The 21,593-nt window shown below is 66.2% G+C and carries 18 protein-coding genes; 11 read left to right on the top strand and 7 right to left on the bottom strand.

Features of this window, described 5'->3' with window-relative positions:
- Positions 1-228: 228 nt before the first annotated feature.
- Genes ACTWQN_RS00385 through ACTWQN_RS00365 form a run of 5 tightly spaced genes read left to right on the top strand, consistent with a single transcriptional unit; the run spans position 229 to position 6,611 of the window.
- The gene (locus ACTWQN_RS00385) at positions 229-1,284 is read left to right on the top strand and encodes an extracellular solute-binding protein (protein ID WP_443201234.1); all 1,056 of its coding nucleotides are present in this window, start codon (positions 229-231) and stop codon (positions 1,282-1,284) included.
- On the top strand, positions 1,281-3,461 hold the full coding sequence (locus tag ACTWQN_RS00380; protein WP_443201233.1) for a N,N-dimethylformamidase beta subunit family domain-containing protein: 2,181 nt from the start codon (positions 1,281-1,283) through the stop codon (positions 3,459-3,461). The genes ACTWQN_RS00385 and ACTWQN_RS00380 overlap by 4 nt, the downstream gene beginning before the upstream one ends.
- 23 nt (positions 3,462-3,484) lie before the next feature.
- On the top strand, positions 3,485-4,342 hold the full coding sequence (locus tag ACTWQN_RS00375; protein WP_443201232.1) for a transketolase: 858 nt from the start codon (positions 3,485-3,487) through the stop codon (positions 4,340-4,342).
- On the top strand, positions 4,339-5,370 hold the full coding sequence (locus ACTWQN_RS00370) for a transketolase family protein (RefSeq protein WP_443201231.1): 1,032 nt from the start codon (positions 4,339-4,341) through the stop codon (positions 5,368-5,370). Before ACTWQN_RS00375 ends, ACTWQN_RS00370 begins: the two co-directional genes overlap by 4 nt.
- The gene (locus ACTWQN_RS00365; RefSeq protein WP_443201230.1) at positions 5,367-6,611 is read left to right on the top strand and encodes an aminotransferase class III-fold pyridoxal phosphate-dependent enzyme; all 1,245 of its coding nucleotides are present in this window, start codon (positions 5,367-5,369) and stop codon (positions 6,609-6,611) included. Before ACTWQN_RS00370 ends, ACTWQN_RS00365 begins: the two co-directional genes overlap by 4 nt.
- 147 nt (positions 6,612-6,758) lie before the next feature.
- On the opposite strand, the gene ACTWQN_RS00360 is transcribed toward ACTWQN_RS00365, so the two are convergent.
- From ACTWQN_RS00360 to ACTWQN_RS00350, 3 genes are all read right to left on the bottom strand, one after another.
- Complete coding sequence (locus ACTWQN_RS00360) at positions 6,759-7,631, bottom strand: methionyl-tRNA formyltransferase (protein ID WP_443201229.1); 873 nt, start codon at positions 7,629-7,631, stop codon at positions 6,759-6,761.
- A 51-nt stretch (positions 7,632-7,682) separates the two neighbouring features.
- A complete protein-coding gene (locus tag ACTWQN_RS00355) occupies positions 7,683-7,949 on the bottom strand; it encodes a hypothetical protein (protein ID WP_443201228.1) in 267 nt (88 codons plus the stop codon).
- A 109-nt stretch (positions 7,950-8,058) separates the two neighbouring features.
- Positions 8,059-8,670 (bottom strand): DUF6879 family protein, encoded by a 612-nt coding sequence (locus tag ACTWQN_RS00350; protein WP_443201227.1) that lies wholly within the window; start codon positions 8,668-8,670, stop codon positions 8,059-8,061.
- 255 nt (positions 8,671-8,925) lie between these two features.
- On the opposite strand from ACTWQN_RS00350, the gene ACTWQN_RS00345 reads away from it, so the two are divergent.
- On the top strand, positions 8,926-9,141 hold the full coding sequence (locus tag ACTWQN_RS00345) for a hypothetical protein (protein WP_443201226.1): 216 nt from the start codon (positions 8,926-8,928) through the stop codon (positions 9,139-9,141).
- A gap of 62 nt (positions 9,142-9,203) precedes the next feature.
- On the opposite strand, the gene ACTWQN_RS00340 is transcribed toward ACTWQN_RS00345, so the two are convergent.
- Entirely contained in the window at positions 9,204-10,964 is a 1,761-nt protein-coding gene (locus ACTWQN_RS00340) for an amidohydrolase (RefSeq protein ID WP_443201225.1), read from the bottom strand.
- Positions 10,965-11,321: 357 nt separating this feature from the next.
- Here ACTWQN_RS00340 and ACTWQN_RS00335 point away from each other — a divergent pair, with 357 nt between their 5' ends.
- Positions 11,322-11,930, top strand: coding sequence for a hypothetical protein (locus tag ACTWQN_RS00335; protein ID WP_443201224.1), 609 nt, complete (start codon positions 11,322-11,324; stop codon positions 11,928-11,930).
- Between the two features lie 10 nt (positions 11,931-11,940).
- A complete protein-coding gene (locus tag ACTWQN_RS00330) occupies positions 11,941-12,126 on the top strand; it encodes a hypothetical protein (protein WP_443201223.1) in 186 nt (61 codons plus the stop codon).
- A gap of 37 nt (positions 12,127-12,163) precedes the next feature.
- Here ACTWQN_RS00330 and ACTWQN_RS00325 read toward each other — a convergent pair whose 3' ends face one another.
- Positions 12,164-15,616, bottom strand: a complete 3,453-nt coding sequence (locus tag ACTWQN_RS00325; protein ID WP_443201222.1) for a tetratricopeptide repeat protein — start codon at positions 15,614-15,616, stop codon at positions 12,164-12,166.
- 544 nt (positions 15,617-16,160) lie between these two features.
- Here ACTWQN_RS00325 and ACTWQN_RS00320 point away from each other — a divergent pair.
- Positions 16,161-16,364 carry a hypothetical protein gene (locus ACTWQN_RS00320; protein ID WP_443201221.1) on the top strand — a complete coding sequence of 68 codons (204 nt, stop codon included), beginning with the start codon at positions 16,161-16,163 and terminating at the stop codon, positions 16,362-16,364.
- A 9-nt stretch (positions 16,365-16,373) separates the two neighbouring features.
- Complete coding sequence (locus ACTWQN_RS00315) at positions 16,374-17,276, top strand: urea carboxylase-associated family protein (protein WP_443201220.1); 903 nt, start codon at positions 16,374-16,376, stop codon at positions 17,274-17,276.
- 120 nt (positions 17,277-17,396) lie between these two features.
- Here the strand turns inward: ACTWQN_RS00315 and bla (ACTWQN_RS00310) are convergent, their stop codons facing one another.
- On the bottom strand, positions 17,397-18,305 hold the full coding sequence (gene bla, locus ACTWQN_RS00310) for a class A beta-lactamase (RefSeq protein ID WP_443201219.1): 909 nt from the start codon (positions 18,303-18,305) through the stop codon (positions 17,397-17,399).
- 133 nt (positions 18,306-18,438) lie between these two features.
- The gene (gene bla / locus ACTWQN_RS00305; RefSeq protein WP_443201998.1) at positions 18,439-19,338 is read right to left on the bottom strand and encodes a class A beta-lactamase; all 900 of its coding nucleotides are present in this window, start codon (positions 19,336-19,338) and stop codon (positions 18,439-18,441) included.
- Positions 19,339-20,063: 725 nt separating this feature from the next.
- Between bla (ACTWQN_RS00305) and ACTWQN_RS00300 the strand changes: the two genes are divergently transcribed.
- Entirely contained in the window at positions 20,064-21,551 is a 1,488-nt protein-coding gene (locus ACTWQN_RS00300) for a peptide MFS transporter (protein ID WP_443201218.1), read from the top strand.
- The last annotated feature ends 42 nt before the right edge of the window (positions 21,552-21,593 follow it).

Raw genomic sequence — 21,593 nt, 5'->3', positions numbered from 1 at the left:
GTCTCGCTAGCCGATACTCGTTTCACGAAGCGAAACGAACACTGCCTGTTCGAAAGTTGTGTGTCAACCGTCGTTTTCAGCTTTTAAGGTCGAGAAACATCTCGGCCGACTTCCCGCTGGGGCTTGACTCGCACGGAATCCGCACCCAATGCTATTCCTCAATACGCGTTTCGTTTCATATTACGAAATCTCGAATCGCCGGAAGCGGTGGCGAGAGAGGTGGTCCTGGTGCGGCACAACAGACATCTCGGTACGGCACTGGCGCTGGCCAGCCTGGTGGGGCTGACGACGACGGCCTGTTTCGGGCCGGTCGGCAATTCCGCGGGCGGCGGCGGGCAGTCCGTGGTGTTCAGCAACACCGGCGGGGCGCTGGCGGAGGTGTTCAAGCAGAACGCGTACGCCGAGCTGTCCGCCAAGGGCATCACGGTGTCCGAGGAGTCACCGAACAACGAGGCCAAGCTGACCGCGATGGTCCAGGGCGGCAAGCCCACCTGGGACGTCTTCTACTCCACGCCGTACACCGCGATGGGCAAGTGCGGCACCCTCTTCGAGAAGATCGACTACACCAAGATCGACACCGCCGGGCTCGACAAGTCGCAGCTGTCCGACTGCGGGGTCCCGGTGCTGAACTCCTACTTCCTGCTCGTCTACAACAAGGACAAGTACGGCGCGAATCCGCCGACTAGCTGGGCGGACTTCTACGACCCGGTGAGGTTCCCCGGCACGCGCGGGATCATGAACTCCCCGAAGGACGCCGGTATGGAGACCGCGCTGCTGGCCAGCGGAACGCCGGGCGACCAGCTCTACCCGCTGGACTACGACAAGGCCTTCGCGACGCTCGACGAGATCCGCCCGAACGTCCGGTTCTACGACACCGGCGCGCAGCAGACCCAGGGCCTGCAGTCCGGCGAGATCGACATGATGCTCGCGTGGCCCGGCCGCGCCTACGACGCCGCCAAGAGCGGCGCGCACCTCGGCGTCGTGTACGACAAGCCGCTGAAGTACTACGACGTGCTGACGATCGTCAAGGGCGCCCAACACCCGGACCAGGCTTACGCCCTGATCAACGCCCTGGTCGGGGCCAAGAACCAGCAGGCCATCGTCGACCGGCTGCCCTACGGTGCGACCAACTCGCAGATCCCCAAGAGCAGCAACCCCGACATCGACGCCTTCGTCGCCGACGACACCAAGGCGAAGGGCACGATCGTGGTGCGGGACAACGACTGGTGGGCGAAGAACCTCGACGAAGCCACGCGGCGGTGGACGAAGTGGGTGAACGGATGAGGCTGGTCGGATACGCCGACCGGCTTTCGGCCCGTGCCGGTGAACGCGTGACCTTCAACCTGCGTTCCGAGCACGCCGAGGTTCGGCCGCAGATCGTCCGGCTGCGCAAGCCCGGTTCCCCGCGGCACGGCACGCCGCTGGTCGAGGAGCCGGTGGACGCGGACCTCCCCGATGTCCTCAATGGACGGACGCAGGTCACGACTTCCGGGTCGCACGCGGTGGCCGAGGTGCACCGGGACCTGGACTCGGTCGGCCTCGCGGTGTGGTTCCAGCCGACCCTGCCGGGGTCCGAGCCGCGCCCGCTGCTGGCGGTCGGTGATCTCGTCCTCGACGTGTCGGCCGGTGGTGTGGCGTTGCGGTCGGGTGAGCACGTCGTCGCCGAGCTGGCCACCCCGGTCGAGGAGCGCCATTGGGCGTTCGCGGCCGCGACCATCGACCAGGCTGGCGCGGTGCGGCTGTCCCTGCACCGGCCTGGTCGGCAGGAGCTGTCCGCGTCGGGCCGGGCCGGGCCGATCCGCCTGAACCGCCCGACGATTCGCCTGGGCAGCGCCGGGCGGAGCACGGGTGGCCTCGGGAACACGTTCAACGGCAAGGTGGCTCGTCCGGTCGTGTCCGCGACGGCTTGGCCGGAGAGCACGACCACCGCGCTCGCGGCTGGCGCCAACCCGCTGGCGCTGCTCCCCGCGGCCACCACCAGCGTGCTCGACCTCGCGGCCGATCCCGCCGGAACCCGGGTCCCCGACCGCGGCGGCCTCACCTCCGGGGCGGCGATCCGCCACCTGCCAGCTCGCGGCGTTCCCGGTCCATTTTGGACAGGAGGCGAGACCGACTTCCGCCGGGCGCCAGCCGAATTCGACGCGCTGCACCTGCACGAGGACGATCTCGCCGACGCCGGTTGGGAACCCGACCTCACCTGGACCATCCCGGCCGACCTGCCGAGCGGTGTCTACGCGTTGAAGGTCGCTGCCGCCGAAGACGTGGACCGCATCCCGTTCGTCGTCACCCCGGCCGCGCACCAGGCCCCCGTGCTGGTCGTCCTGCCGACCTGGACCTACCTCGCCTACGCGAACTGGCGCACCTACGCGGAGTACCAGGAGGAGCGGCTCGCCCTCTACGGCGAGCGGCGCGGCTTCGACGAGCGCGACCAGTGGCTGGTCGAGCATCCCGAGTTCGGCCGTTCGCTCTACGACGTCCACACCGACGGCAGCGGCGTGTGCTACTCGACGCGCCGCCGCCCGATCATCAACATCCGCCCCGACTACTACACGCCCACGACGCGGGGGTTCCGGCACTTCGCCCAGGACCTGCTGCTGCTCGCGTGGCTCGACGAGCGCGGCGAGCGCTACGCCGTGGCGACCGACGACGAGGTCGAACGCGACGGCACCGCGCTGCTCAGCCACTACCGGGTGGTGCTGACCGGCTCGCATCCCGAGTACTGCTCGGCGGGGATGCTCGACTCCTACCTGGCCCACACCCGCTCCGGCGGACGGCTGATGTACTTGGGCGGCAACGGTTTCTACCAGGTCACCGCGCGGCATCCCGGGCAGCCCGAGGCGATCGAGATCCGCCGCGGGCACGCGGGAGTCGCCACTTGGGTGTCGGATCCCGGCGAGGAGAACCTCTCCGCGACCGGCGAACCGGGCGGGCTGTGGCGGATGCGCGGGCGGGCACCGAACCTGCTGGCCGGTGTCGGTTTCACCGCACAGGGACACGACCGCGCGAGCGGCTACCGCCGGTCCGAAGCCAGCGCCGACCCAGCCGTGTCCTGGGTGTTCGACGGCGTTGACGTCGGCGTCGGCGAGGTGTTCGGCGACGAGGGCCCCGGGCTAGGCGGCGCCGCGGGCGACGAGCTCGACCGGGCCGATGTCACCCTCGGCACCCCGCCCGACGCGGTGGTGCTCGCCTCCTCGGTGGGCCATTCGGAGAAGATCGTGCTGGTACCCGAAGAGGTCGACCACGGCTACGCCGCACCGCCGCCCGGCATCCACCCCAAGGTCCGGGCCGACATCGTCCTGTTCGGACGGCCCGGGGGCGGCGCAGTCTTCTCGGTCGGCTCCATCGCCTGGTCCACAGCCATGACCCACAACGGCGGCGACAACGACACCGCCCGGGTCACGGCCAACGTCCTGGACCGCTTCCGCGACACCGGCGGTCCAGTCCTGGAACCCGGCGCATGAGGCGCCACGATCGGAGAAGCGCAGTGCCCGTCGAAGCCGCTCCCGCCGGGGAGGAACAGCTCAGAAAGCTGGCCGACCGTGCGAAGTTCGTGCGCACCGAAACCGTGCGGCTCACCCGCATCGCGGGCGCGGGTCACTACAGCGCCGTGTTCTCCTGCGCCGAACTGTTCGCCGTCCTGTACTACCGCCAGCTCCGCATCGACCCGGCCCGACCGGACTGGCCCGAGCGCGACCGGTTCGTGCTCAGCAAGGGCCACGCCGCGATCGGCCTCTACCCGCTGCTGGCCGACCTGGGTTATTTCGATCCGTCCGAATTGGACACCTACACGCGGCTGGGCAGCCCGTTCGGCGACCACCCCGACATGCGGAAGATCCCGGGCATCGACTTCTCCTCCGGCTCGCTGGGGCACGGTCTGTCGGTGTCCGTCGGGATGGCGCTGGCTGGTCGGATGTCCGACCTGGACTACCGCACCTACTGCCTGCTCGGCGACGGTGAGCTCGCCGAAGGGCAGGTCTGGGAAGCCGCGATGTCGGCGAGCCACTTCGGGCTCGGCAACCTCGTCGCGATCGTCGACGCGAACCAGCTCGGCATCGATGGGTTCGTCCGGGACGTCATGCCATCCGAGCCGATCGAGGACCGGTTCGCGGCCTTCGGCTGGCAGACCCACCGCGTGCCCGGCCACGACCTGGCGGCCCTGCTCGACGTGTTCGCGGCACTGCCAAGTCCGGCCGGGCGGCACCCGCAGCTGATCGTCGCCGACACGGTGAAGGGCAAGGGCGTCCGGCGCATGGAGCTGAGCCCCGATTGGCACGTGGGCAACCTCGCCGGTGCCGACTACGACGACGTCATGGCGGAACTCGGTTGCGAGGAGGGGAAATGACCGAGGCGCAGGACCAGTCCGAGATCTTCAACGGCACCGCGGGCCTCAAGGACGCCCGCTCGGCCGACGGCACCGACGCGCGGGCGATCCCGGCGTTCGTCTTCGGCGCGGAACTCGCCGACCTGGCCGAGCGCGACCCGCGGATCGTCGTGCTCACCGCCGATCTCGGCCGCTCGAACCGCGCGTTGGACTTCGCGGCCCGCCACCCCGACCGGTTCGTCAACGTCGGCATCGCCGAGAAGAACATGATCACGATCGCGGCTGGCATGGCCTCCTGCGGATACGTGCCCTTCGCCGCCACGTTCGGCTCGTTCGCCGCGCTGCTGTGCGCCGAGCAGATCCGCACCGACTGCGCTTACCCGAACCTCCCGGTGCGGATCGTGGGCCACCACTCCGGCATGTCGATGGGGTTCTACGGCACCAGCCACCACAGCCTCGAAGACCTCGGCATGATGCGGACCATCGCGGATCTCACCGTCGTGTGCGCGACCGACACCAACCACCTGCGCGCCCTGCTGCGCCTGTCGCTGCACCATCCGGGGGCGATGTACCTGCGCCTGGGCCGAGGACGGGACCCCGAGGTCTACGACGCGGTCCCGGACCTGGTGCTCGGGCGCGCCCAAACGGTCCGCGACGGCGCGGACCTGACGATCATCGCCACCGGCTCCGAGGTGCACCCTGCACTCGGCGCGGCTGAACTCCTTGCCGCACAAGGAGTTTCGACACGTGTCGTGGACATGTGGACGATCTCGCCGCTCGACCGCGACGCCGTGCTCGACGCGGCGAACGCAACGGGCGCCATCCTCACCGTCGAGGAGGGGAACGTGACGGGCGGCCTGGGCACCGCCGTCGCGGAAGTGCTGTTCGAGGCCGGAGTCCGCGTTGCCTTCCGGCGCCACGGAGTGCCGGACGAGCACGTACCCGTCGGACCGCCCGCCGGTCTCTACGCCCACTACCGGCTCGACGCGCCCGGGATCGCCGCCGTCGCCCAGGAGCTGCTCACCACCAACGAGGGGAACCGAGCATGACCACCGCACCGACCGCCGCACTCGGGGAGCGGGAACTCGCCCTGCGCGACCGCGCCCGCCAGGTCATTCCCGGCGGCATGTACGGCCACATGCGCGTGGAGTCCTTCAGCAGCGCCCACCCGCAGTTCATGGTGTCCGGCAACGGATGCCGCGTCACCGACGCCGACGGCCGCGAGTACCTGGACCTGATGTGCGGCTGGGGACCGGTCGTGCTGGGGCACCGGCATCCCGGTGTCACCACGGCGATCCTGGACCAGCTCGAACGCGGCGACTGCCTCGACGGCACCAGCCCCGTCGCCGTCGACTACGCCGAACTGCTGGTGGACACGGTTCCGTCCGCGGACTGGGCCATGTTCTGCAAGAACGGCACCGACGCCACCACCACCTGCGTCACCACCGCCCGGGCTGCCACCGGCAAGCGGAAGATCCTGGTCGCCACCGGCGCCTACCACGGCGCGGCGCCCTGGTGCTCGTTGCGGGGCGCGGGTGTCACCGCCGAGGACCAGGCCCATCTGATCCACTACGAGTACAACGACCTGGCTTCGGCGGAGCGGGCCGCCGCCGAAGCGGGCGATGACCTCGCGGCGATAATCGTCTGCCCGATGCGCCACGACGTGCGGCGCGATCAGGAGCTCGCCGACCCGGCCTTCGCCCGCGGTCTCCGTGCGCTGGCCGATCGCACCGGCGCCGCGCTGATCCTCGACGACGTCCGCTGTGGACACCGGCTGGACCTCGGCGGGAGCTGGGAACCGCTCGGCGTCCGGCCCGACCTGACGGCCTGGTCCAAGGCGCTGGCCAACGGGCAGCCGCTCGGCGCCGTCACCGGCATCGACGCGCTGCGCGAGGCCGCCCGCTCGATCTACGTGACCGGATCGTTCTGGTACGCCGCGGTGCCGCTCGCGGCAGGTCTGGCCACCCTGCGCGAACTGCGCAAGGGACAGGCCCTGCCGGACATGCGCCGCACCGGCACCCGGCTGCGGGACGGGCTGGCGGCCCAGGCGGCCGCGCACGGGTACGAGATCCGCCAGACCGGCCCGGTGCAGATGCCCGTCCTGTACTTCGCGGGCGATGATGATCTGAGCCTGGGCACCGCGTGGGCCGAGGCCGCGGTCCAGCGGGGCGTGTACCTGCACCCGTGGCACAACTGGTTCCTCTCGGCCGCCCACACCGACGCCGACATCGACGCCATCCTCGACCGCACCGACCAGGCATTCGCAGACCTGCGGCGCACCAACCACTGACGGAAACCACCCGGCCCGTTCCTGTTCAGGTGGACCTGATAGCTCCCCACCCGAACCGGAACGGGCCGATCCGGCTCGATCACCCGCAGCCCGTCACATCGTCTGATGTAGACACCGAGTTGTGGGAAATCCCCGGCGTATGACACATCACCGTCCGGACGCGGATCCGAACGGTTGGGCTGGTTCGGTTTCTACTACCCAAATGGGGCCGTCCGCACAGTCGACACGCACACCAGTACCTGGTGTCCGACTGGTGCGGAGTACTCGGACCCAGTTCCTCCCGATCTTGCCGAACGGCCCCGGAATACCCGCGCCGTAGTAGAACGTGCGGACTTGGTTGTGCACGTCGGTGGCCGACCGCGACCAGTCGATGTAGCTGAACTCCGGTTCCATCGGGCTGGCGCGGCTGGCGTCGTCCTCGTCTTGCGGCTCCCCTGCGTATCCTCCAGCCGCTCGGTCCAGCGCCACGACGAGCAGGTCCTGTATGACAGGAGTTACTCGGGCCCAGAGCGTTTCGAACGTGACGAACTCGGGCAGCGCGATTCCGCCGCGCTGCGCGACGATGTTGCCGGTGTCGATTCTTTCGTCCATCCAATGGATCGTCACGCCGATATCGGGATCGCCGTTGCGGATCGCCCACTGGACCGGTGCTGGGCCGCGATACTTCGGCAGCAGTGAGGTATGTACGTTCAGCACGCCAAGTTTCGGGGCGTTCAACACGGACTGAGGAAGACGCCAAGAGAGTCCGCAGACGATCGCGAGATCAACATCGTATCCACGAATCGCCTGCACCATGCCCTCAGCGCTGCCCGGGAGCAGCAGATCTGTATCGACCGGAACGCTACCGAGAACATCCGTTACCTTGGTGCCGATGTTGGGGTAACTGGGTTTTCGTGGCCCACTGGATCGACCGGTGATGTACAGGACGGGTGCATTTCCGCCCGCTACGCAGCCAGCATGCAGTGCCGAAAAAATATCGGAGCGGAAAGAAACAAGCGCCACGCGGAGCGTCGTCGGCATCAGTACTCCTCGACCGGACTTCTTCGACAAGAGCTGAGATGACACCAACTCTCACGGATCCGGCTGGTGTCCACTGCGCTCCCGCGATCGCGCGACGCGATCGCGGAGCCGCTCGGCTGCTGGGTCGGCGAAGTCCGCGAGGATCTCCGCTGCCTCCGACCAGCACGCAGCGAGCGAAAAGTGCCGCGCACTCGGCACGATCATCGCAAGGGCGCGATCGGACATGCGCAGGTACCACAGCAGCAGCCGACGCAGCACAGCACCGGAAACCGCACCGTCCCGCTCCTGCCGAACCTGGTCGATGGCATACGCACGCAACAGGTCGTGAAACTTGCGTGTCCCTTCCGGCGACTGCGCTGCCTGCCCGCAAGGGCTTCCCTTCGTCATGACCATCCCCGCCAGTCACCGTGGTCGGTTGATCTTTCCCTTATTGAGCGCTGGGAGGTGTTAGCGCAGCGACCGTGCTGCTGAAGAAGCTAGCCATTTCTTCACCTGACGCGTACAGATCCTGAATAAATTCGCGCCAGCTGTTGACATCACGAGGATCGGTAGAACGAATCGCGCCTTCGATGGCGCCGCTTCGGTCGTACATCACCTGATACACGACTTCCGAACCGACGGTGACAATCTCCGGAAGCTCCCCGTCGCCTTCAAACTCTGATACAGCATTCTTGCCAACTACGCGAATCCGCTCTCCGATCTCGCTTCGTTGGCGCAACGAGTTCAGCTCCCATTGCAGGTAGGGACTAATGGGCTCGACGACTACGCGCACGCGATAAATGGAGAATCCGTTGCGCGCAGCACGATCGTAGTAGTCCTCAAGCGATTCTCGCCTCTCGGCGATGAGCCGCAGCGCCTCATCCCATTCACCTCTGGTGAACGCGTCCCAACTCGGACTCCCCTCTTCCTGAAAGCTCTGCCTTCGCTCAAGCTTCCAGAAGTCGTGATCCCTTATATTCCAGAAACGCGGCTCAAAATCGCGATAATAAGCGTCAACCGCAAGCTTCTCCCCCACCAGGAGTTTGGGCAGGTCACGCATCTGGTATGTCCGCCTTCGCCATGATCAACAAGCTGCGGGGACAGTAACACTAACCGTTCAGCCGGGGCTATCACCTTTGTAGATCAATAGGCTTAAGTCGGTGGCGTTTCACCTGTTCGCATGCATGGCTTAAGCCGAAAGTGCTACATGTCGCGTGGTACTCGGCGCCGGAGAACGGGCAGCGCACGAATATCCATGTGAGGTTCTTGATCCGCATCGGGCGAGTCATACCGGTTGCGGCAGTTCACTCGTACCATGTCGGATTACGAGGACTGCTTCGGGGTTCTGCCGGTCGAGGTACCGGGGACCTACCTCGCGCGGCGCAGTGCCAGTGCGATCAGCGCTGCGGCCGTAGCGAATGCGGCCGTCAGCGGCAGTGCGCCGGTGGTGCCCGAGCCGCCCGTAGGGAGCGTCGCGGTCCCGGCGATGCCGATCGCACCACCGGGCGGATTCGTCCTATGTGGTCGGTGACGACGTATGCGTACCTGTCCGCTTCGACGAATCTGTCGACCAGCGTCGCCAAAACCGCGCGCTCAGGTGCGTTCGTGCACCACGCGGCCGTCGACGATCGTCATGTCGACTCCGATGTCCCTGATCGACCGGGGCTCGACCGTCAACGGGTCGGCGTCCAGCACGGCGAGGTCGGCGTGCTTGCCCGGCTCGATCGTCCCGAGATCGTGTTCGGCGAACTGCGTGCGTGCGCTGCCGAGCGTGTACAGGTGCAGGGCCTCGCGAGGGGTGATGCCCTGCTCGGGGCCGAGCACGTCGCCGCGCAGCGTCTCCCGCGTGACCATCCAGCCGAGCGACCAGAGCGGGCTCGGTGGCACGACCGGCGCATCGGTGCCACCGCCGACGACCAGACCGGCGTCCAGGATCTCCCGGATCGGGATCGCGCGTGCGCCGCGTTCCTGCCCCCACCAGCGAACCTGGTTGAAGCCCAGCAGGACGGGGTGGTCCTGCACGCTGGCGAGCAGCCCCATCTCCCGCATCCGCGCCATGTTCTGGCCGGACGGCAGGAACAGGTGCATCAGCACCCAGCGCAGCGGCGCGAGCGGCGTATCCCGGTTCACCGCGTCCAGCACGTCGACGATGAAGTCCATCGCCGCGTCACCGACCACGTGCGTCTGCACCTGGAACCCGTGCCGCGCGGCGCGCCGGTACATCTCCGCCAGTTCCGCCTCGCCGCCGGGCGGTAGCAGCTGGAGGCCGTGGTAGTCCGGGCTGGTCTGCTCGCCGGGCACGATCTGGTAGGGGTCGCGCAGGAACCCTCCCTCAACTCCGCCGTCGGACAGGTACTTCAGCCCGTCGAAGCTGAGCATGTCATCGCCGGTGCGCGGCTGGAACGCCTCGACGGCCGCGTCCACGTCGGCGAGGCTGGCGACCCGCCACAGCAGGTGCGCCCGGGTGGTCAGCTCACCGTCGTGCCAGAGCCGGGTGTAGATCTCGATCTGCTCGGGCGTCAGCCCGGGCTCGGTCAGGCCGGTGATGCCGAGCGCGTTGTGTTCGGCCATCTGCTCTCGCAGCAGGCGCCGCTGCTCGTCGGCTGACGGCTGCGGCGGCAGCACGGCCTGCACGAGCGAGCGCGCTCGTTCCAGCAGGACGCCGGTGGGTTCGCCGTTCGCGTCCCGAACGATGACCCCGCCAGCGGGATCGGGTGTGTCCCGCGTGATGCCCGCCAGCGCCAGCGCGCGGCCGTTGACGGTGGCGACGTGGCCACCGCGCGGGATGAAGACCGGGTTGTCGGGTGAGACCGGATCGAGCTCGGTGCGGGTCGGCAACTTGCCCTCGGCGAGCAGGCTCTCGTGCCAGCCCGAACGCGCCTGCACCCACGCACCGGAATCGCTGGCGGCGACCCGCTCCCCGATGCGCGCGACCACGTCCGCGATGCTGCGCGCTTCCAGCAGCGACACGTTGGGCCGGTCGAGCGCGGCGTTGAACTGGTGGAAGTGGCTGTCGATCAGCCCTGGCACGACGGTACGACCGCGCAGGTCGACCTTGCGGGTACCGCGCCGACCGAGGCTCATGACCTGGTTCGTGCCGCCCACCGCCACGATGCGGCCACCGCGGACGGCCACGGCGTGCGCGGAGCGTCCGAGCAGCGGGTGCGTGACGAGATTGCCGTTGTAGAGGATGAGGTCGGCCCCGTCACCGGGACGTGCTTCGGCCACCGCTGGTGTTCCCACCACCATGGGCGTCAGGGCAAGCCCGGCCGCCGCGGCGAACAGCGTCCGCCGCGAGACCGTCGCGTCCTCGAACGACCCGAGCCGCGCCTCGGCACCGCACAGCTGGCACATACGCCGACCTCCCGCACGCAGGGAATCCTGGAGACATCGCGCCTTCGTTACGGCCGTAACCGTATCAACATAAGACGCCGATGAGTAGATCGTCGTCCAACCTGGCCGGAATCGTCGGCTATGTCTGCGTTTTCAGCACGACCGCGCGCCGACTTCCTTGCGACAGCCAGAATAACGTTCGAGCCTGGTTGCCGATCACGCACCGCCGCCATGCAGGATCGACGGCTTCAGCCGCTGGCGCAACCAAGATCCGGGAAATCGGGTCGAAGCGAACCGAGATCGTCACATCTGGCATAAGATCGTCACGACGCGTTGCAAGGAGCCCTGCCCACTTCCACCGAGTCAGGACGAGCACTCGTGCCCGATCAAGAGCAAGGCAAACCGGCGAAGGAACGCAAGCTCTGGACGATCCCGAATGTCTTGACCACCATCGGCGCGTTGATCGCACTCGGCGCCTGGCTCGTCCCCGACGTTCGGCAGCTGCTGGTCGGCATTTTCACCGGTTCGGATTCCACCACGCCATCGCTTTCGCTGACGTTCACCGACGATGACGGACAATGCCGAGGTCAGATGATCGATTTCGACGCGGTGGAAGGCGACCGGGTCCGCACCTCGCTCGAACCCTACGACGACGCCCCCGACAGCACCGACCTGATTTGGGACACCTGCGACGAGGCCTGGAACCTCACCGGCTACCGGACCAGCGCGGACGTTGCCCGGATGGGCAAAGCAGGGGAGCCGAGCGGACAAGACTGCCAGCAGGCGGTGGAGCAGGCCCCGGACCGGGTCGACTGGGCGTACCAACCCGGTTCGGACAGCGCCGAATCAGGCCCCGGCGGCGATCTCGGAGCCGAATCGTCCTTCTGCATCCGGACAACCGGCGGCAAACTGGTCCACTTGCTGATCACGCAGGGCCCCACCACCCGAAGCGTTCCAGTCGTCAGAACCACGATCTGGAATCCTTGACCCTTCCGACATGTCCGAACCCGTGTTGTCGGCGTGCGATTCGCAAGCACCGGGCACGCCGGGTTCCGTCCCGGTGACCATCACCGACAGGTTCGGCACCGTCACCGTCGAGCAACCGATGCGGTCCCCACCAACAGCGGCCGACGAGCACGACAGTGCCGAACTGGTTGATCAGTGCAGGTCCGAATCCAGCTGAAGATTGGGTGGATCGGCGTTCAACGCCTGGGTTTCGGCTACGCTGGCGGCGGCCACAGCTGCTGAGCCCGCGGCCCATGGTTCGCCATACGCCGCACTGCGAACTGAAGATCAGTCAATTCCGCTTCAGCGGTCTGTTCAAGTCGTGCGGACACGAAGGCGGCGCGAAAACGCTTCATGCCGCTGGGACTTTTGAGAAATCCGTGCCCTCCGGTTGCTGGAAGATCCGCGGCGTCTGGAGTGCCGATCACAAAATTCGATTCTTCCGAACTGAACGTCTTCAGGCCAATGCGGTACGACAGGTGAGGATCGATCTGCTTCAGGGTGTCCTCCGCCAAGCGATCGGCGCTCAACAGCAGGTGCACCTGCAAGGAGCGGCCGAGTCGAGCGATCAGAAGAAAAAGATCGAAGGCCCGGCGGTTCAGCGACATCAAATCGAATTGATCGATGACGACCAACAACGCAGGAAGCTTGGGTAGATCCTTGTTGTCGTCGCGAATTTTCCGATAATCCCAAACATTTTTTGCCGACACTTGGCTCAGGAGCTCCTGGCGCCGAAAAAGCTCCCCATTCAAAATCTCCACCATGCGATCTATCTGAACATCGTCCGGCGAAAAATCCGAGATGCGGGCCGAGACGTGCGGCGCCGTCTCGAACTCCGGGAACGCTCTCGACGGACTCACCAGCACAAAATTGAGCAGATCAGGCGGATGCATAGCCATTAAAGACAGGATCAGGGTACGCAAGAACTCAACTCTGCCAGAACCGGTAGAACCGATGCAAAGACCGTGCGGACCATCACCGCCTTTCATGGTTTCTTTGATATCCAACTCGACTGCGCACCCTTGCTTGTCGACCCCGATTGCTACCCGAAAGAGTTGCTCGATCGGCCGAGGCCGCCACGCCGCGGCAGGATCGAAATCAGACACCGAGCCGAGACCAAGGAGCCGGAACAATCTATTCTTGTCCCCAGGAAAATCGAGAGCGCTTAAATAGTTCCGCACAGAAACGGTGTCTGGATGGTCCTCGCCAAGAACACGGACACGAGCTTCCAACGTGCTACCCAGCTCGACTTTTGCCGCATCAAACTCCCCGAGTTCCAACAATACGGCACCGAGAAAATGTCGAGTAGCCAAAGTCCCCGGATGCTCAAGGCCGAGCAATTGAATCCGCGCTTCCAGGATCCAACGAAATTCTACTTCTGCCGCTACGAGTTCTCCACGAGAGAACAACAGACTTGCAAGGTTGTGACGAACAGTCAGCGTGTCATGATTCTTAGGCCCCAGAATTCGCGTCCAACCAGCTAGTACCTCGCGATAGTTGTGCTCCGCCTCCGCTAATTCACCGAGCTTTCGAAGCACTCCAGCGAGGCCGTGTCGCGTCTTGAGCGTATTCAGGTGTTCTGGACCGTATACCCGAACTTGAACAGCCAAGTTTTCGCGAAATTCTGCCTCCGCATCGGCGAGTTCCCCTCGACGCCACAGCAGGTAGGCGAGATAGTGTCGAGAACTCAGCGTGTCCGGATGATCAGTGCCGAACACCCGAGTTCGCGCGTCGAGCACTGCCCGGGCCTCAACCTCTGCCGCCGGAAAATCGTTCAATCGCGCAAGTAGGCTAGCAAGATACGCTTGCGTGTAAATGGTATCCGAATGATCAAAACCTAGAACGTGGCGCTGCCTGGCGAGAAGGTCACGAAGTTCTACCTCAGCACCCACCAAGTCGCCCTGCTCCTGCAGAACATGAGCAAACTGCCTACGCGTAGCAAACGTCACCACATGATCAAATCCCAGAACGTGGCGCAGCCTGGCGAGGACATCGCGCAACTCCGTCTCCGCATTTGCCAAATCACCTTCGAGGCAAAAGATATCAGCAATTCTGCGCCGCACTCCCAGGGTATCGATATGGTCCGATCCCAGCGTCCGAGACGCCCTGCTCAGAACGTCACCGAACTCTGCTTTTGCCGCGCCGATCTTTTTCATTCCCATAAGCGTTTCGCCAAGTTTAAGCCGTGCCCACAAAGTGTCGCGATGGTCGGGGCCGAAATGCTCCCACGAATCCGCGACAAGAGCTTTGTAGAGGACATGTGCCTCATTTGACAGATCGGCCGTTTTGCAAAAAGCCGCCGCCCGACGACACAAAGCGACAGCAAGTGAACGGTCAAGGCGGCGAATCTGCTCTTCACGATCTTGCCGACCGCGTACCTCGTGATCGACCGGGCTGGCGGGCCTGATGAAGAATTCCAACACTTGGAAGCAGTGCGGCAGCAACAACCGCCACAGTTTCCAACTGTCCGGCGACTCGTCATCAAGATGGCGGGTGAGCTTCAACAGCAACTTCAAACCGAGCTCGGTGTACGCATCGCGATGTTCAGCGAAATCCGATTGTTGACGACTCGCATCCCGTATCACCGGGTGGAGGCCAATTGCGGTATGTCCACCCGCCCGGCCCCGATCGCCGTCGAGCACCTCAGCAGCATCGAGAAGATCCATATCGCGTAGTGCGCCGACTAATTCAGCTAGTTGTCGCGGGGTCAGCGAATCGAACAACGCGGATTGGCTGAGCAGCTGCGAGTCTAGAAGAGCATGCGGAACAGGAGTTGCGGCGAGTGAGGAGAGCAATCGCAGCAAAGTCCTGGCCATCGGCTGTCCACGACCTACGAGCAGGTCCAACGAAAGTTCCCACGTACGGTGCAGGAGCTCCCGCTCTCGCCTCTCCCCGCCGAGCCCCGGAATCTCGGTCAGTTCGAGCAGTCGCTCGTCCAGCGCCGCACGGTAGCCAGCGAAATCTGAAACTCGATCGAAGCCAGGCAACGGCGGCGCTGACGTGACGGTGGCGAGATAGGTCCCGGCTACGTGCAACGCGAGTGGCGAACCGCCAAGCCGCTGCGCCAGTTGCTCGGCTCCCGCCGCAGATCCTGCTTTTGGCGCCCGGTTCAACAACAGCCGTGCCCCGTCCGACACGTTCAGCGGCGCTACTGCGTGCAAAACCGCGTGCGCCGCCCAGGTCGCGGGATTTGCGTCACGTGAGGTGACCAGCACGGCACCTTGATCGGAACGTGGCTTTCGCAACCAGCCATTGCCGTCGCTAACGCGGTATCCGGCCGCAGCGAGCAAACGCGGGTCGTCGGCATTGTCGAGCACCAGCAACCAACGGCTTTGAAGCTGGTCCAAGCACCGCCACAGCAAGTCTGGTGCTGAACTGTGCCCGGTCCATGCCTGGTGCAGCTGTTGTGGATCAGCTCCCGCCTGCAGTGCGACTTCGCGCAGCCCGCCGATGAGGGTGACCTCAGACGATGCGTCTACCCACCAGACGGAGACCTCGTCGCCGAGGTCCTGGGCTACTTGGAGCGCCAGAGTTGTCTTGCCGTTGCCCCCGGCGCCGTGCAAGACGATGACGGATCGTTGTCTGTCTCGTACCGATGCACTTACCGTCGCCAGAAGCTCATCGCGGCCGAGCACGGCGTGCGTCAGTTGCTGCAAAGGCGGAGCCACGGATACCAATCCAGGCCCCGGTGGGTGCTCATGCCTGCCGTAATGGTGGTGATGCGTTTGGTTGCCGAACACCACGGACCCGGCGAGGTGATCAGCTTGTACGACCGATCCCGCCTCGCCACTGATCTCATTGTGCACAGCCCTGGCGAACCTTTCCCGGCCAACGCCCTCACCACCGTAGGCCCACTCGACCATCGTTCCCCCGCTTCCGCGTCGTCCCGGGTCAGCAGCCCACACGATCTCGCGTCCAGACGTCAACCACCGTACGAGTCCAGGTACCTGCACGGCGAAGTTAGATCAACAGCCTGCTCGGGAGCCGTGTCCCTGCGCCGGGTCCGGCGCATGACCTTCGCCGCCGCGGCCGACGTCGCGGAGAGCGCTGGCCTCGGGCCAAGAACGCGCTCTGTTGATGTGTTCGGGCACCATCGTTGGAACCCACCTTAAATATTGCTCAACAAAATCGTCAGCGGATCCGGCACACATGCCCGTACTAGACCAGAATCTCCTGGTATGGAACTACTCTGACCGACTTCGCGGGTCTTGATTGCTCAACAATCGCGACGAGCAGGCGTTCCAGCGGTCCTGGTCCGAACGCGACCGGGAGCTGTACGAGCTGTTGCGCCGGGGCCGCCGCTCCCAGGGTGTCGGCGCTTTGCTGGTCTACCTGGAGGACTCCGAGCGCCAGGTGCTCGACGAGCTGCGCGCCGCCCGCACGGCGCAACCGGTCCCGCCGCCCGAACAGAGATGAGGAACGCAGATGGGCTCTCCCCCAGCCGCCTATCAGCCGAAGGCGGGCAGCATGCTCGATGTCGACCGGCCCTTCTACGACCGGCTGGCCGACCGGACCGACCGCCGGGAGCTGGTCGAGAGCTTCGTGATCCCGATCCGCTCCGGCCGTGCCTGGGAGGTTCCCGCCGGGCACCTGTGCCGGGTGATCACCCCAGAAGGGCCGCAGGTCGGCGATTTCAACGTGTGGAACCGGCACAACCCGCGAGAGCGGTTGTGGGCGGCGCGCACCCGGCAGCTGCACCGCGCGCACGTGACGCGCTACGACCGGTTGTGGTCCACGTTGCCCTACCTGCGTCCGCTGCTGACCATCACCTACGACACGTTGGAGTCCTACGGCGTCGATGGCGACGGCGGCAGGGTGCACGATCTGCTCGGGTCCCGCTGCGACCCGTACGTCAACCGGATCCTGACCGGCGAGGACTTCGACTTCCACTGCCACTCGAACCTGGTGCGCGCGGTGCTGCCCTACGGGCTGACCGAGTTCGACGTGCACGACGTGCTCAACATCTTCCAGTGCACCGGGCTCAACGACGACGACCGTTACTTCATGAAGGCGTCACCGGCCCGGCCCGGGGATTTCTTCGAGTTCTTCGCCGAACTGGACCTGCTCTGCGCGCTGTCGACCTGCCCCGCCGGTGATCTGTCGGTCCCGCTGTGGGGCCCGGACGCTCGCGATCCGATCGACGTCTGCCGTCCGCTCGCGGTCGAGGTGTACCGGCCCGACCCCGACCTGCTGGCGACGTGGAGCTCACCGCCGGTGGCCGAATACCGCGGTCTGCACGGCATCGGACTGCCGTCCTGGCCAACCACCAACGAGCCCGCGACCAGCACCGCAACTCTGGACCCGCGCGCGGAGGAAGACACGGCATGACGCAGCAACCGGGGACGAGCTGCGCACCGCGACCGCTTGTCACCGTCGCGGCCAAGACGTGATCAGTCTACAGTGGACGTTAGATGAGACTCAGACCGGCGGTTGCCTCGCACGTGCTTGTCAGGTGAGCGTGGCCACTACGTGTGCGGCGGCCTCGGCGATGAGGGGCTGGTCGTATTTGGCGTCTTTGGTGGCCTTGCTGGACATGACGGCGATGACCAGTGGCGCGGAGTTCGAGGGCCAAGCGACGGCGATGTCGTTGAGCGTGCCGTAATCACCGGTTCCGGTCTTGTCGGCCACGGCCCAGCCCTGCGGTACACCAGCCCGGATGCGTTGGGCGCCAGCTCCGGTGGCGTTGCGTTCCATCAGGTCTCGGAGGAACGCGCGCTTGTCGGTCGGCAGGGCTTCGCCCAGCACGATCTTCTGGTAGTCGGTGCCGATTGCCCGGGGAGAAGTCGTGTCACGAGGATCTCCCGGCGTGGCTTCCGTGATCGCGGGCTCGATCCGATCCATCCGGGTGACCGTGTCGCCGAGGCTGCGCGTGTATGCCGTGAGCTCGGCCGGGCCGCCGAGATCGCGGAGCAGCAGATTGCCCGCCGTGCCGTCGCTGTAGCGGACCGCGGCGTCGCACAGGTCGCGGATCGTCATCCCCGTTGCCACGTGCTGCCCGGTGATGACGGCGCTCTTCATGAGATCGCCTTCGGTGTACGTCATGACCGCATCCAGGTGCGACAGCGGGTTGCGGTGCAGGACAGCAGCTGCCGCCAGTCCCTTGAACGTCGAACAGAACGCGAATCGTTCATCGGCCCGGTACGCGATGGTGGCACCGGTTCCCGTGTTGAGGGCGTACACCCCCAGGCGCGCGTCGAACTTCCGCTCCAATTCGGCCAACCGATCGTGCTGATCGCTCGTCGCGGCAGCGGAGGGCGCGGACGGCGGTGTTTCGCCGTTCGCACAACCGGCCAACGGTAGAAGTGCAGCCGCCGCCAGGAAAGTGCGGCGAGTGGTGGTCGGTTGTGATGACGTCATCGTCTTCCTTCAGGGGATAGGTGTGCGAAAACAGCCTGACTGCGGAAATGCTCAGCGATAACGCCGAACCGGTGCACCGGTTCAAGTGCGTGGGGACTTTCACCCGGCACGACCGGACGTTCTCGCCGAGGTGTCAGCGTAGGGCTTCGGCGACGATCCGCGCCGTGCTGGCCAGCAGGGCGTTGTCGCCGTCGTCCTCCTGCCGGGGGCGGCTGCTCAGCGCCGCGATGACGATCGGCTGGCCGTTGTCGGTCCAGGTCACCGCGATGTCGTTGAGCGCGCCGTAGTCGCCCATGCCGGTCTTGTCCCCGGTGCGCCAGGTCGGCGGCAGACCGGCGCGCAGGCGCGGCCCACCCGTGGTGTTGGCGACCAGCCAGCTGGTCAGCTGTTCCCGCTCGGGTGCGCCGAGCGCGTCGCCGAGTACCAGCGCCCGGAGACCCGCGGCGATTCCGGCCGGGGTCGTGGTGTCCCGCTCATCGCCGGGGATCGCGCTGTTGAGCTCGGTTTCCCAGCGGTCCAGTCGACTGCTGCCGTCGCCGATCGAGCGAGCGAAGGGGGCGATCGCCGCTGGGCCGCCGAGTTCGGCGAGCAGCAGGTTGCCCGCCGTGTTGTCGCTGACCGTGATCGCCGCCTCGCACAGGGCGGAGACCGTCATGCCGGTGTCGACGTGTGCCTCGGCGGCGGGCGAGTTCGCCACCAGGTCGGCCCGCGAGTAGTGGATCACCTTGTCGAAGTAGCCGCTGTCCAGCCGGTGCTGGCGCAGCAGGGCGGCCGCCGCGTAAGCCTTGAACGTCGAGCACATCGCGAAGCGCTCGTCCGCTCGGTTGCTCAGGGTGCGACCGGTCTGGACGTTGGTCGCCGACAGCCCCAGCCGCGCGTCGTAGCGGCGCTCCAGGTCGGCCAACGCCTGGGCGTACCGGCCGTTCGGGTCGACGGGAGCACTGGTCGGTGGCGCCGTGCTCGGCCCGGCCGAACCGCACGCCGCCACCACGGGGGCGGCCAGCAGCGCGCCCAGGATCGCGCGACGTGCGATGCGGATCTCTCGGTGTTGCAACGAAGTTCTCCGTTCGGGTCAACGGCCGGGAATTCGGCCTCGCCGCCAATCAAGCAGCACTCGCCCGATAGCGCCAATCCACGCCACGCCGCTGCGCGATAGCGGTTCGATATGGCCGCAGTTGCCGCCGGTAGCCGCGCCCGAACGGCATGCGAAAAATTCCGCCCGAAACCACCGGAAGCACCGGCCGGTGAAACTTCGGTCGCACATCGGTGCCGCAACTGACCGGCCCGAGAGCGAGCTCGTGAAAGTCGCCTCAACCCACCGACCGATCGGCTGCTACCGGTGAGGTTGAGACGCGGCGGGAACTGCTGGACTACTGCCTGCGCGTGCCACCGTCGGATGCTCAACGCCCGCCGCGGCATCGCCTAGCCTCCGCACCCCAACCGATTTCCGTTGCCGCAACGCCACTCCCGACGTCTCGCCGATCTGTCCTATGAGGACGATCAGTGACCGCCTCGTCGGCACGGCCAGCTCGCCCCAGCTCCGCCGTCCGGGCGAGCCATCCGAGATGCGCTGTCTCGCAGCCGGATCGAGCGCGGAGGCCAAGGTCGGCGGCGGTGGCGGCGGCGGTGGCTCAAGTTCTGTCTCGTGCCAACTATTGTCATATGGCATGTGACATTTTACTCTACCGAAGCCGTATGACATTTGACTCTTCCAAACAGTCGGCGCAATCCCGACACCACACGGAGGGACGGGGGTAGATGGCCGCCACCGGAACCACCAGCTCGCGACCGGAACAGCGGGGGTTTTTCGGACATCCAGCGGGCCTGTCCCCGCTCTTCTTCACCGAGTTCTGGGAACGCGTCTCGTACTACGGCATGCGCGCCATCCTGCTGTACTACATGTACGACGGGCTCGACCAAGGCGGACTCGGCCTCGACGAAGGACTCGCCTCGTCGCTGATGTCGGTGTACGGGTCGATGGTCTTCATGTCCGGGGTGCTCGGCGGCTGGATCGCCGACCGATTGCTCGGGTCGAGGCGCTCGATCCTGCACGGCGCCATCCTGATCCTGCTCGGACACGTCTGCCTGTCGCTGCCCGGCGGCGGTGTGGGGGCGCTGTACGGTTCGATCGTCCTCATCGTGCTCGGCACCGGGATGCTCAAGCCGAACATCTCCAAGGTCGTCGGAGACCTCTACGACGAGGGCGACAACCGGCGCGACGCCGGGTTCTCGCTGTTCTACATGGGCATCAACCTGGGCGCGTTCGTGGCTCCGTTCGCGGTCAGCGGGATGCGGTCGATCGGCGGGTACCACGCCGGGTTCGCGGTGGCCGCGATCGGGATGGCGCTCGGAATCGCCTGGTACGTCCTAGGTGGACGACGGCTGGGCGGCGCCGGTTCGGCCCCGGGCAACCCGCTCACCCCGGCCGAGCGGTCCCGGCTGTGGCCCCGGCTCGGTGGGCTGCTGCTCGTGCTGGTCGCGGCGGTCGTCCTGCTCGCCGTCACCGGTCTGCTCACCATCGAGTTCGTCATCAACGCAATCAGCGTCCTGGGCGTGGTGCTGTCGGTCGGCTACTTCACGGTGATGCTGCGCAGTCGCAAGACGTCAGCCGTGGAACGCTCCAGACTGCGGGCCTACATCCCGCTTTTCGTCGCCGCGGTGCTGTTCTGGATCATCCTGGAGCAGGGTTCGGTGATCCTGGCCCGATTCGCCGACCAACGCACCGATCTGGACGCGTTCGGGGTCACCATCGATCCGGCGCTGTTCCAGTCCATCGGGCCGGTGGCCATCGTGATCCTGGCCCCGGTGTTCGCCTGGATCTGGACCAAACTCGGGCCGCGGCAGCCGAGCACGCCGCGCAAGCTCGCCGCCGGTCTGGTGTTCGCCGGGTTGTCGTACCTGATCATGGCCCTGCCCGGACTGCTGGGCGGCACGGACGCCCTGGCGAGTCCGCTGTGGCTGGTCGTCAGCCTGGTCGTCGTCACGGCCGGGGAACTGTGCCTGTCGCCGGTTGGGCTGTCGGCGACCACCAAGCTGGCCCCGGCCGCGTTCGGCGCCCAGATGATGAGCCTGTGGTTCCTCGCCGACGCCGCCGGTCAGGGCATCAGCGCACAGGTGGTCCGGCTCTACAGCGCGGACACGGAAATCGCTTATTTCGGAGTCATCGGTGCCGTGGTGGCGGCCTGCGGCGGTCTGCTGTACTTCCTGGCCCCGGTGATCCTTCGCCAGATGAAGGGGGTGAGCTGACCACCGAATCGCCGCTCGCACAGCCGTAGACCTACCATTCTC

The organism is Saccharopolyspora antiqui, assembly GCF_052246905.1.
In the GTDB taxonomy this organism is placed as follows: Bacteria; Actinomycetota; Actinomycetes; order Mycobacteriales; family Pseudonocardiaceae; genus Saccharopolyspora.
The sequence above is the reverse complement of the archived record's forward strand: the minus strand, read 5'-3'. Positions and strand labels throughout refer to the sequence as shown.